The 12,974-nt window shown below is 56.8% G+C and carries 6 protein-coding genes; 4 read left to right on the top strand and 2 right to left on the bottom strand.

The window, feature by feature from the left end:
- Positions 1-446 precede the first annotated feature (446 nt).
- Positions 447-3,104 (top strand): phosphotransferase RcsD, encoded by a 2,658-nt coding sequence (gene rcsD, locus AC6CWS_RS01370; protein ID WP_023290483.1) that lies wholly within the window; start codon positions 447-449, stop codon positions 3,102-3,104.
- A gap of 15 nt (positions 3,105-3,119) precedes the next feature.
- A complete protein-coding gene (gene rcsB, locus AC6CWS_RS01365) occupies positions 3,120-3,770 on the top strand; it encodes a response regulator transcription factor RcsB (protein WP_498256377.1) in 651 nt (216 codons plus the stop codon).
- A gap of 44 nt (positions 3,771-3,814) precedes the next feature.
- Here rcsB and rcsC read toward each other — a convergent pair whose 3' ends face one another.
- Both rcsC and gyrA read right to left on the bottom strand, forming a co-directional pair.
- Positions 3,815-6,655 (bottom strand): two-component system sensor histidine kinase RcsC, encoded by a 2,841-nt coding sequence (gene rcsC, locus AC6CWS_RS01360; protein WP_048336227.1) that lies wholly within the window; start codon positions 6,653-6,655, stop codon positions 3,815-3,817.
- A 131-nt stretch (positions 6,656-6,786) separates the two neighbouring features.
- Positions 6,787-9,420 (bottom strand): DNA topoisomerase (ATP-hydrolyzing) subunit A, encoded by a 2,634-nt coding sequence (gyrA, locus tag AC6CWS_RS01355; RefSeq protein WP_004201688.1) that lies wholly within the window; start codon positions 9,418-9,420, stop codon positions 6,787-6,789.
- A gap of 146 nt (positions 9,421-9,566) precedes the next feature.
- Here gyrA and ubiG point away from each other — a divergent pair, with 146 nt between their 5' ends.
- A complete protein-coding gene (ubiG, locus tag AC6CWS_RS01350) occupies positions 9,567-10,295 on the top strand; it encodes a bifunctional 2-polyprenyl-6-hydroxyphenol methylase/3-demethylubiquinol 3-O-methyltransferase UbiG (protein WP_023290485.1) in 729 nt (242 codons plus the stop codon).
- Between the two features lie 344 nt (positions 10,296-10,639).
- On the top strand, positions 10,640-12,925 hold the full coding sequence (gene nrdA, locus AC6CWS_RS01345) for a class 1a ribonucleoside-diphosphate reductase subunit alpha (protein WP_048297918.1): 2,286 nt from the start codon (positions 10,640-10,642) through the stop codon (positions 12,923-12,925).
- The last annotated feature ends 49 nt before the right edge of the window (positions 12,926-12,974 follow it).

Here is a 12,974-nt window from a genome sequence, read left to right as displayed (position 1 = left end):
AGTCGCTATCATCATTAACTTTATTTATTACCGTCATTCAGTTCTGAATGTCTGTTTACCCCTATTTCAACCGGATGCCTCGCATCCGGTTTTTTTTACCCTTCTTTACACAACTTTAATTTATCTGTGCTACCGCCAATGATTCCCTAACGACTATTAATCAATCAATTAGGCCGCTTTTCGTGCTTATTCTGTCAATGTCTTGTTATTTCGTGCGATTCTTCGCTTTTGTTTCTGCCAATATCGTCAGCTGCCAGCCTTTTGGACGCGGTTTCATTTACGCTTCGTTTCTAAGATAATTCCTGGGCGGTATCGCGCCGCTGGCGCCAATCTGTAGTATGGATTTACGCCATTAGCCTTTATACTGCCTGCAGCATCTGCTTTGTTGCCAGTTACTCTGGCGCTACATCCTGTTTACAAACAATGATGAGTCGTTCAGCCACAAGATGACCCCGAAAAAATTCTCTTTGATCCCCGGCAACATCAGCCGCTTCTTCATTTTGATGGTTATTGTCCTGCTGGCGACGATGGGGGTGATGATTCAAAGCGCCGTCAATGCCTGGCTGAAAGAGAAGAGCTATCAGGTGGTTGATGTCTCTCATGCCCTGCACCAGCGCATTGATACCTGGCGCTATGCCACCTGGCAAATCTACGACAATATCGCCGCCACCTCTTCCAACACCGCCAGCGGCGGCCTGCAGGAGACGCGTTTAAAGCAGGACGTTTACTATCTGGAGAAGCCCCGACGTAAAACCGAAGCCCTGATCTTTGGCTCCCACGACAGCTCGACCCTCGAGATGACGCAGAAAATGTCCGATTATCTGGATATTTTGTGGGGTGCGGAGACCATTCCGTGGTCGATGTACTATCTCAATGGTCTGGATAATAGCCTGATTCTCATCTCCACCCTGCCGTTGAAGGACCTCTCCTCAAGCTTTAAAGAGTCAACCATCAGCAGCGTGGTGGAATCCCGGCGCGCGGAAATGCTACTGCAGGCCAACACCCTTGATGAGCGCGAGACCTTCTCGCCGCTGCGCCATCTTGCCTGGCAGAACGCGCACTACTTTACGTTACGTACTACCTTCAATCAGCCAGGACACCTGGCGACAGTGGTCGCCTTCGACCTGCCGATTAACGATCTGATCCCGCCGGGCATGGCGCTGGACAGCTTCCGTATCGAGCCTGATCCCTCGCAAAATGTTGCCGCCAGCCCCGAGAAAGAGGCTAGCGATCATATCGGGATCACCTTCAACGGCATGCAGATTGACATCGCCACCGACATCAGCACCACCGGTATGCAGGTGCTGTGGACGGTCCCGATGAGCACCATGCTGCTGGAGTCCCTGCAGAACATTCTTCTGCCGCTGCTGCTTAACATCGGCCTGCTGGCGCTGGCCCTGTTCGGTTTCACCACCTTTCGGCATTATAAAGGACGCAGCAGCGCCTCGGGCGCCGGGCTCCCCTCCGCCGCCAATAGCGAACTGCGTTTACTGCGCGCCATTAATGAAGAAATTGTGTCTTTGCTGCCGCTGGGGCTGCTCGTCCACGATCAGGAAGCCAACCGAACGGTGATCAGTAACCCGATTGCCGACCATCTGCTTCCGCACCTGAACCTGCAGAACATCACCAACATGGCGGACCAGCATCAGGGGGTGATCCAGGCCACCGTCAACAACGAACAGTATGAGATCCGCCAGTATCGCAGCCAGGTAGCGCCGCGCACGCAGATCCTGATTATCCGAGACCAGGACCGCGAAGTGCTGGTCAATAAAAAGCTTAAACAGGCCCAGCGCTTGTATGAGAAAAACCAGCAGGGCCGGGCGGCCTTTATGCAGCATATCGGCAGCGCCCTGAAGCAGCCCGCCCTGAACCTGGCGGCCGAGGCAGCGGCGCTCGACGGCGCGGAGAACCGCACGCTGGCGCAGCATGCCGATGAGCTGGTCACACTGATCGATGACATTCAGCTGGCTAACCTGCTGGAAAGCGATGCCTGGAAAACCAGCCAGTCGCTGTTCTCGGTGCAGGAGCTGATCGACGACGTCGTACCGGAGGTGCTGCCGGCGATGAAGCGCAAGGGGCTGCAGTTGCTTATCAATAACGCGCTGCCTGCCGGCGAGCAACGCTATGGCGACCGTGAAGCGCTGCGGCGCACGCTGGTGCTGCTGATCCAGTATTCCGTCACCACCACGCCGATCGGCAAGATCACCCTCGACGTCTGCCAGGAAGAGTCGGCCAGCGATCGCCTGACCTTCCGCATTCTCGATACCGGCAACGGGGTCTCGGCTAACGAGATCGACAATATGCACTTCCCGTATCTCAATGAGACCCAGAGCGATCTGTACGGCAAAGCGAACGCCCTCACCTTCTGGTTATGTGACCGCATGACGCGCAAGCTGGGCGGGCAGTTGACCATCAAAGCGCGGGAGTCGCTGGGGACTCGCTATAGCCTGCATCTGAAAATGCCGGCCAGCGAAGAGGCGCCAGAGGCGGGAGAACATCTGCTGGATGACGTTATCGTCCTGCTGGATGTGACCTCCAGCGAAGTGCGGCGGATTGTCACCCGCCAGCTGGAGAGCTGGGGGGCGTCCTGCATCACGCCGGACGATCGGGCGACAAGTCAAGCGTTCGATCTGTATTTAACGGATAATCCGTCTAATCTTACTGCTTCGGGCTTGCTTTTAAGCGATGATGAGGTTGGGATACGCAAAATCGGCCCGGGCCAACTGCGGGTCAACTTTAATATTAGCACGGCGATGCAGGAGGCTATCCTGCAGCTTATTGAGCAGCAGCTGGCGGAGGAGGCGGTTCAGCCCGCCACCTCAGGAAACGAGAGTAACGCCGAACTCCATGCCAGCGGCTATTACGCACTGTTTGCCGATACGGTACCGGATGATGTTCAGAGATTGTATACTGAAATCGAAGCGGGCGATTTTGCTGCTCTGGCACAAACCGCCCACCGCCTCAAAGGGGCATTTGCTATGCTTAATCTGATACCCGGCAAACAGTTATGTGAAACGCTTGAGCATCTGATTCGCGAAAAGGATGCGCAAGGCATAGAAAAATATATCAGCGACATTGACGCTTACGTCAAGAGCTTGCTGTAGAAGGTAGCCTTATACATGAACACTATGAACGTAATTATTGCCGATGACCATCCGATCGTACTGTTCGGTATTCGTAAGTCACTTGAGCAAATTGAGTGGGTGAACGTCGTTGGCGAGTTTGAAGACTCCACGGCCCTTATCAACAATCTTCCGAAGCTGGACGCCCATGTGCTGATCACCGATCTGTCCATGCCCGGTGATAAATACGGCGACGGGATCACGCTGATTAAATACATCAAGCGCCACTTCCCGGATCTGTCGATCATTGTTCTGACCATGAACAACAACCCGGCGATCCTCAGCGCGGTGCTGGATCTGGATATCGAAGGGATCGTCCTCAAGCAGGGGGCGCCGACCGATCTGCCAAAAGCGCTGGCCGCTCTGCAGAAAGGGAAGAAATTCACCCCGGAAAGCGTCTCTCGTCTGCTGGAAAAAATCAGCGCCAGCGGCTATGGCGATAAACGCCTGTCGCCGAAAGAGAGCGAAGTGCTGCGTCTGTTCGCCGAAGGCTTCCTGGCGACCGAGATCGCCAAAAAGCTTAACCGCAGCATCAAAACCATCAGTAGCCAGAAAAAGTCGGCGATGATGAAGCTGGGCGTCGAAAACGACATCGCCCTGCTGAACTACCTCTCCTCCGTCTCGCTGAGCGCGACGGACAAAGAGTAATCTTATGCTCTCTCCGTCTCGCCCCGGCGAGACGGAGTTCCCCGTTATTCCCGCCCTTTACGTACCCGCGCCGCATATACCGTCAGCGTTTGCTTCAGCACGTCAAGCGTCACCGGCTTGGACAGACAGCTGTCCATCCCCGATTCCAGACAGCGCTGCTTCTCTTCCGCCAGGGCATTGGCCGTGACGCCAATCACCGGTAGCGTCAGGCCAAGCTGACGAATGCGCTGCGTCAGGCGATAACCATCCATATTAGGCATGTTGACGTCGCTGAGCACGATATCGATGTGCTGCTTGCTGAGGACGTTGAGCGCGTCGACCCCGTCGTTCGCGGTCACGCACTGGTAGCCGAGCGATCCCAGCTGATCCGCCAGCAGGCGCCGGTTGATCGGATGATCGTCGACCACGAGGATCATCATGTCGTCGTTATTGCCGGCCTGCGCCTCCGGCGCCATCAGCGCCCGGCTATTGTCCGCACTGGCCAGCGCGACGTGGAAAATACGCCCCAACAGCGGCAGCAGTTCATGCGGCGTCGTCACGCTATGCAACCACTCGCCGGCGGCCCGTTCCTGCGGAATACCGATATGACGACGGCAGAAGATGACCATCGCCCTTCCCTGCCAGCCGCTCAGCGCTTCATCGTCAGTGAGTAAGACATCCTCGGCCTCCGGGGTTTCTCCGGCATGACGACGTACCGTGAGGCCGTGATAGCTGAGCAGCGAGGTAACGAACATCGCCAGCGAGGTGTTGTGGATGGCCAGCCAGCAGGTCTTGCCAGCGAAACCGTTCGCCGTCATCTGCGGCGTGTTCTGCACGCCATACAGCGGGATGCGGATGGTAAAGCGGCTGCCCATTCCCGGCTCCGTTTCCACGGCGATATCGCCATCCATCATGCTGATCAGTTTTTCACAGATCGCCAGGCCAAGGCCGGTGCCCTGGAAGTTGCGCTGCACGCCGGTCCCCACCTGGAAGAAAGGGTCGAAGAGGCGCAATACCTCTTTCGCCGGGATCCCCTCCCCGGTGTCGCGGACGCTAATCTGCAGATAATCCCCCGCGCACTGGACGTGCAGGATAATGCAGCCGGTGTCGGTGAACTTGATCGCATTGCTCAGCAGGTTGGAGATCACCTGCTGCAGGCGCATCGGGTCGCCGGACATCTGTTCCGGAACGTCCGGTTCGATAAAGCAGTACAGACCCAGCTGCTTGCGCACCACCAGCGGCAGATAGTTGGCGGAGATATGGTTCATGACCTCGCGCGGGGAAAATTCCCGCGGCTCGATCTTCAACTGCTCGGACTCGATTTTGGAGAAATCGAGAATATCGCTGATGATTTTCAACAGCAGGCTTGAGGAGTTGTTCATCGCCGTCACCAGGCGATCGACGCCCTTCGGCAACGCTTTGGTCTGCAGCAGATCGAGGTTGCCGATGATGCCATACAGCGGAGTACGCAGCTCATGGCTGACGGTGGCAAGGAACATCGATTTCGACTGGCTGGCCTGCTCCGCCGCCTGGGCCATCTCCTGCAGCGACTCTTCCATCTTCACGCGGGCGGAAACATCCACCAGCACGCAAATCGCCACGTTTTCGTTGCGATAGCGCGAGTGGACAAAGCTAATCTGCAGATTGGTATGGTTGCTGGTCAGCACATCGACAAAGTTGACCTGCTGGCCGCAGATGATCTGCGTCAGCCGCTGGCGGTCCTCATGGGTCAGCATGTTCAGATAGTTGTGCGCCAGCTCGTTACTGAGAATGTTGGTCCCGTCGAGGGTGCGCAGAATACAGATCCCCACCGGGGCGGAGGCCACGATTTTGCGGTTGAACTGCTCATGCTCTTCCAGCCGCTGAGCGTCATTTTCCGCAGGGATAAAAATGCGCCGCTCATACATCCGCGCCAGCGCAAACAGCATCGCGCCGCTGAGGATATTGAGAACGATGGCGTTGATGATCAGCATACGGATCCGCTCCAGCACCTGGTCTACCGAGACGGAATAGACGATGCTCAGGGAGGACGGCGCGAGGCTTTTCTTCAGCACCAGCTCGCGGAAACCCGCGCTGTAGCCAAACCACATCCGCTCCTGCATCCATTTCGCTTCGCTCTGGATTTTGCTTTCCGCGCCGGCCAGGGAGATCAGCGGCTGGCCGTTATCGTCGAAGATAGTCACGCTCATCGGCAGGCTGCCCGGCGTAAAGAAGCTTTCCATGCGGATGGTCTGCTCAACGCCGAGCATCGCCTGCAGGCGATTGGCCATATAGATCGGCGTCAGGGCGTAAAAATAGCCCACCCCGGGGCGCATGCCCTGGCTTATCCAGAACAGGTTGTTGCCGCGCTCGTTTTGCGGCGCATTGCGGTATTGCTCAATGCGTTGATGCAGGACTTTCAGCGCCTGATCGCGCTCAATCGGCACGTCACGCAGGCCAAAGTTGGCCATACAGAGATTATCGCTGCCGATGAGAAAGATGCGGTTAAGGTCGTAGGCGGCGGTGAAATTATCCCGCCAGTAGCGCATAAACCACGCCAGCGATTGGAGCGAATTACGCCAGGCGCTACTCATCGCGCTGCAGTCGGAGTCAGGATACAGGGGTTCAAAGCTGGGGATCGCAATATCGCCGCTTTGCCCTTGCGCTACCGCATCCCCTGCCGACAGCCGGTTACCGGCGACGTACTTCAGCTCTTTAATCACATCCGCCGTACGCTGAATGTAGCGCTGGGCCTGATCGGCGTTGAGATTGAGCTCCTGATGGATCTCGGCTTCCCGCTCGTGCAGCGCGTTGACGATATAAAACACAGAGACAAACGCAATCAGCAGCCACAGCAATACCGCCAGCGCTCTGAACAGATAACGTGAAACCTTCAGGGTTGTGTGAAAAGAGGCAAGATATTTCAATGTGGCGATGCTCGGCCGTCAGGGACTCAACAGAATGGGGTTAAAGTAGCGGTAAACCGGCTTTGCCGCAATGTTAATGCAAAAAGGGCCGGGAGAATACCCGGCCCTTTCAGAACATTTACCTGGGACGATTACTCTTCGTCTTCGGCGATGTCGTCATCGGTATCCGCTTCCGGGGCGATATCGTCATCGCCTTCCGCCGCGCTACCGTCGATGGCGTCCAGTTCTTCGTCGTCTACCGGCTCAGCGACGCGCTGCAGCCCCACCACGTTTTCATCTTCCGCGGTGCGGATGAGGATCACGCCCTGGGTGTTACGGCCCACGATGCTCACTTCGGAAACGCGGGTACGCACCAGCGTCCCGGCGTCGGTGATCATCATGATCTGATCGCAATCATCCACCTGTACGGCGCCGACCACGGAACCGTTACGCTCGGTGACTTTGATCGAGATAACGCCCTGGGTGGCACGCGACTTGGTCGGATACTCAGCCGCGGCGGTACGTTTACCGTAACCGTTTTGCGTCACCGTCAGGATCGCGCCTTCACCGCGCGGAATAATCAGCGAGACGACGCTGTCGTTTTCCGCCAGCTTAATGCCGCGTACGCCGGTGGCGGTACGGCCCATGGCGCGAACGGCATCTTCTTTGAAGCGCACGACCTTGCCGGCCGCGGAGAACAGCATCACTTCGTCCTGACCAGAGGTCAGATCGACGCCGATCAGCTCATCGCCTTCGTTCAGGTTCACCGCGATAATACCGGCGGAACGCGGACGACTGAACTCGGTCAGCGCGGTTTTCTTCACGGTACCGCTGGCGGTGGCCATAAAGACGTTGACGCCCTCTTCATACTCGCGGACCGGCAGGATAGCGGTGATACGCTCATCGGCTTCCAGCGGCAGCAGGTTGACGATCGGACGACCGCGCGCGCCGCGGCTGGCCTCCGGCAGCTGATAGACCTTCATCCAGTACAGACGACCGCGGCTTGAGAAGCAGAGGATGGTGTCATGGGTGTTGGCCACCAGCAGGCGGTCAATAAAGTCTTCTTCTTTAATGCGCGCTGCCGATTTGCCTTTACCGCCACGACGCTGTGCTTCGTAGTCGGTCAGCGGCTGATACTTCACATAGCCCTGATGCGACAGGGTGACCACCACGTCTTCCTGGTTGATCAGATCTTCGATGTTGATATCAGCGCTGTTGGCGGTGATTTCGGTACGACGTTCGTCGCCGAACTGGTCGCGGATCAGCTCCAGCTCTTCGCGAATCACTTCCATCAGACGGTCGGCGCTGCCGAGGATGTGCAGCAGTTCCGCGATCTGCTCCAGCAGCTCTTTATATTCGTCGAGCAGTTTTTCATGCTCAAGGCCGGTCAGTTTCTGCAGACGCAGATCCAGAATCGCCTGGGCCTGCTGCTCGGTCAGGTAGTATTTACCCTCGCGCACGCCGAACTCTGGCTCCAGCCATTCCGGACGCGCGGCGTCATCACCGGCACGCTCCAGCATCGCCGCGACGTTACCGAGATCCCACGCCTGGGCAACCAGCGCTGCTTTCGCTTCAGCCGGGGTCGGCGCGCGACGGATCAGTTCGATAATCGGGTCGATATTGGCCAGCGCCACGGCCAGCGCTTCGAGGATATGCGCGCGGTCACGGGCTTTACGCAGCTCGAAAATGGTGCGACGGGTCACCACTTCGCGGCGGTGGCGCACGAAGGCGGCGATGATGTCTTTCAGGTTCATGATCTTCGGCTGGCCATGGTGCAGCGCAACCATGTTGATGCCGAAGGAGACCTGCAGCTGGGTCTGGGAATAGAGGTTGTTGAGCACCACTTCCCCTACCGCGTCGCGCTTCACTTCAATCACGATGCGCATCCCGTCTTTATCAGACTCGTCACGCAGCGCGCTGATGCCTTCCACGCGTTTTTCTTTTACCAGCTCGGCGATTTTCTCAATCAGGCGCGCTTTGTTCACCTGATAGGGAATTTCATGCACGATGATGGTTTCGCGGCCGGATTTCGCGTCCACTTCCACTTCCGCGCGCGCGCGGATGTAGACTTTACCGCGACCGGTGCGGTAGGCCTCTTCAATACCGCGACGGCCGTTAATAATGGCGGCGGTCGGGAAATCAGGGCCAGGAATATGCGCCATCAGCCCTTCAATGCTGATGTCTTCATCGTCGACATAGGCCAGACAGCCGTTGATCACTTCCGTCAGGTTATGCGGCGGTATGTTGGTAGCCATCCCGACGGCGATCCCGGAGGCGCCGTTTACCAGCAGGTTAGGAATTTTGGTCGGCATGACGTCCGGAATACGCTCCGTGCCGTCATAGTTGTCAACGAAATCGACCGTCTCTTTTTCAAGATCGGCCATCAGCTCATGAGCGATTTTCGCCAGACGAATTTCGGTATAACGCATCGCCGCGGCGGAGTCGCCGTCGATGGAACCAAAGTTACCCTGGCCGTCCACCAGCATGTAACGCAGCGAGAACGGCTGCGCCATACGCACGATGGTGTCGTATACCGCGGAGTCGCCGTGCGGGTGGTATTTACCGATTACGTCACCAACGACACGGGCTGATTTTTTATAGGCTTTGTTCCAGTCATTGCCCAATACGTTCATGGCGTAAAGTACGCGACGGTGTACCGGCTTCAGGCCATCTCGGACATCCGGCAGCGCACGGCCAACAATGACCGACATCGCATAATCCAGATAAGAGTTCTTAAGCTCTTCCTCAATGTTGACCGGTGTAATTTCTCTCGCAAGGTCGCTCATCTAACCGCTATCCCTCTACTGTATCCCGGATTCAAAGGTCGCAAATTATAACACAGCCGCGCTAAGAGAGGTAAAGCAATACGGTTTATTCATGGCGCGCTGCTGATATACTCGCAGGTCTGAACAGAAAAGGAGTAAAAGCGCCCATGAATGCCGAAAAAACGTCGGTAGCCCCTAACGTCGATCATGCTGAAATCGCCAAATTCGAAGCCGTCGCCTCGCGCTGGTGGGATCTGGAGGGCGAGTTCAAACCGCTCCACCGCATTAACCCCCTGCGGCTGGGCTATATCGCCGAACGCTCAGGCGGCCTGTTCGGTAAAAAAGTCCTCGATGTCGGCTGCGGCGGCGGCATCCTCGCCGAGAGCATGGCGCGCGAAGGCGCGACGGTCACCGGGCTGGACATGGGCGCCGAGCCGCTGCAGGTGGCGAAACTGCACGCCCTGGAGAGCGGAATTCAGGTGGAGTATGTTCAGGAAACGGTTGAAGAACATGCCGCGAAGCATCCGCAGCAGTATGACGTCGTCACCTGCATGGAGATGCTGGAGCACGTCCCTGACCCACAGTCGGTCGTCCACGCCTGCGCGCGGCTGGTGAAGCCTGGCGGCCAGGTCTTCTTCTCCACCATCAACCGTAACGGTAAAGCGTGGCTGATGGCGGTGGTCGGCGCGGAATATGTCATGAAGATGGTGCCCAAAGGCACTCATGATGTGAAAAAGTTTATCAAGCCGGCCGAACTGCTGGGCTGGGTAGATCAGACTTCTCTGAAAGAGCAGCATATCATCGGCCTGCATTACAATCCGTTGACCAACACCTTCAAGTTGGCGCCGGGGGTTGATGTTAACTATATGTTGCATACCAGCGCCAAAAAAGCGTGACGTCAGCACCTGCGCTTATGATGATTGCGCGGCATCAAGCCGCGTGATTATTTCTTCCGATGAAGAAATCAGCACTCGATCAAATTTTCATTTTTTTTTCTGTTTTATTGACTTCTTCTCCAGGCCTTATGCGACGTGGACTTGCGGATTATTACCCTTCCGCAACCTCAATTTAACGTCAAAATCAACCCTTGTACTCAAAAGATTCCTTACTAAAATACTCACCATATAGCGTTCCTTTTATCGACAACCCCCTACATATAGTATTTATCCACAGAGTTAGTCACAACGGCCTTCTGTGGATAAACGGGGGATATTTTCTTTCACGGACAGGTAAAATCCACATGAATCAGAGTCTGCTGGTGACAAAGCGCGACGGAACCACCGAGCGCATCAATCTCGACAAAATCCATCGCGTACTGGATTGGGCGGCAGAAGGACTGAATAACGTTTCGATTTCCCAGGTAGAGCTGCGCTCGCATATCCAGTTCTATGACGGCATTAAAACCGCGGACATCCACGAAACCATTATCAAAGCCGCTGCGGATCTGATCTCCCGCGAGGCGCCGGATTACCAGTACCTCGCCGCGCGTCTGGCGATTTTCCATTTGCGTAAAAAAGCCTTCGGCCAGTTTGAGCCGCCGGCGCTTTACGATCACGTGGTGAAGATGGTCGAGAAGGGTAAATACGATCATCATCTGCTGGAAGACTACACGGAAGAAGAGTTCCAGCAGATGGACGGTTTCCTCGACCACTGGCGCGACATGAACTTCTCCTACGCTGCCGTTAAGCAGCTGGAAGGCAAGTATCTGGTACAAAACCGCGTCACCGGCGAAATTTATGAGAGCGCGCAGTTCCTCTATATTCTGGTGGCTGCCTGCCTGTTCTCTAACTACCCGCGCGAAACGCGTCTGGACTACATCAAGCGTTTCTACGACGCGGTGTCGACCTTTAAAATCTCGCTGCCGACGCCGATCATGTCCGGCGTGCGTACCCCAACCCGTCAGTTCAGCTCCTGCGTGCTGATCGAGTGCGGCGACAGCCTGGACTCCATCAACGCTACCTCCAGCGCGATTGTGAAATACGTTTCCCAGCGCGCCGGCATCGGCATCAACGCCGGCCGCATTCGCGCGCTGGGCAGCCCGATCCGCGGCGGCGAAGCCTTCCACACCGGCTGCATTCCGTTCTACAAACATTTCCAGACCGCGGTGAAGTCCTGCTCGCAGGGCGGCGTACGCGGCGGCGCGGCGACCCTCTTCTACCCAATGTGGCATCTGGAAGTGGAAAGCCTGCTGGTGCTGAAAAACAACCGCGGGACCGACGCCAACCGCGTTCGTCACATGGACTACGGGGTGCAGATCAACAAGCTGATGTACACCCGTCTGCTGAAGGGCGGCGACATTACCCTGTTCAGCCCTTCCGACGTCCCGGGCCTGTATGACGCTTTCTTCGCCGATCAGGACGAATTTGAGCGCCTGTACACCCAGTACGAGCAGGACGACAGCATTCGCAAGCAGCGCATTAAAGCGGTTGAGCTGTTCTCGCTGATGATGCAGGAGCGCGCCTCCACCGGCCGCATCTACATCCAGAACGTCGACCACTGCAACACCCACAGCCCGTTCGATCCGGTGGTCGCCCCGGTGCGCCAGTCTAACCTGTGCCTGGAGATCGCCCTGCCGACTAAACCGCTGGAAGACGTCAACGACGAAAACGGCGAAATCGCGCTGTGCACCCTGTCGGCCTTCAACCTCGGGGCTATCGACAGCCTCGACGAGCTGGAAGAGCTGGCGGTGCTGGCGGTGCGTGCCCTGGACGCGCTGCTCGACTATCAGGATTACCCCATCCCGGCCGCCAAACGCGGCGCAATGGGCCGCCGTACGCTGGGCATCGGCGTGATCAACTTCGCTTACTATCTGGCGAAGCATGGCAAACGCTACTCCGACGGCAGCGCCAACAACCTGACCCACAAAACGTTCGAAGCGATTCAGTACTACCTGCTGAAGGCCTCCAACGAACTGGCTATCGAACAGGGCGCTTGCCCGTGGTTCAACGAAACCACTTATGCGCAGGGTATCCTGCCGATCGATACCTATAAAAAAGACCTGGACGGCATCGTCAGCGAAGCCCTGCACTACGACTGGGAAGCGCTTCGCGCGTCCATCAAAACCCACGGCCTGCGTAACTCCACGCTCTCCGCGCTGATGCCGTCCGAGACCTCGTCGCAGATCTCCAACGCCACCAACGGCATCGAGCCGCCGCGCGGCCACGTGAGTATCAAAGCGTCGAAGGATGGGATCCTGCGCCAGGTGGTGCCGGACTACGAAAACTTGCAGAACGCCTACGAACTGCTGTGGGAAATGCCGAACAACGACGGCTACCTGCAGCTGGTGGGTATCATGCAGAAGTTTATCGACCAGTCGATCTCTGCGAATACCAACTACGATCCGACGCGCTTCCCTTCCGGAAAAGTGCCGATGCAGCAGTTGCTGAAAGACCTGCTCAACGCCTATAAATTCGGCGTCAAAACGCTGTACTATCACAACACCCGTGATGGCGCTGAAGACGCTCAGGATGACCTGGCCCCGTCCATCCAGGACGACGGCTGCGAAAGCGGCGCTTGTAAGATCTAAGGTATTTTTGCCGGGTGGCGCTACGCTTACCCGGCCTACGATTTTGTAG

Source organism: Klebsiella sp. M041, assembly GCF_059759695.1.
Note: the sequence above shows the minus strand (reverse complement) of the source record. Positions and strands in the feature narration are given on the sequence as shown.

Excerpts from the sequence above, each read along its gene's own strand:
- ubiG (WP_023290485.1), top strand. The coding sequence starts at position 9,567 with ATGAATGCCGAAAAAACGTCGGTAGCCCCTAACGTCGATCATGCTGAA.
- rcsB (WP_498256377.1), top strand. The coding sequence starts at position 3,120 with ATGAACACTATGAACGTAATTATTGCCGATGACCATCCGATCGTACTG.
- nrdA (WP_048297918.1), top strand. The coding sequence starts at position 10,640 with ATGAATCAGAGTCTGCTGGTGACAAAGCGCGACGGAACCACCGAGCGC.
- gyrA (WP_004201688.1), bottom strand. The coding sequence starts at position 9,420 with ATGAGCGACCTTGCGAGAGAAATTACACCGGTCAACATTGAGGAAGAG.
- rcsD (WP_023290483.1), top strand. The coding sequence starts at position 447 with ATGACCCCGAAAAAATTCTCTTTGATCCCCGGCAACATCAGCCGCTTC.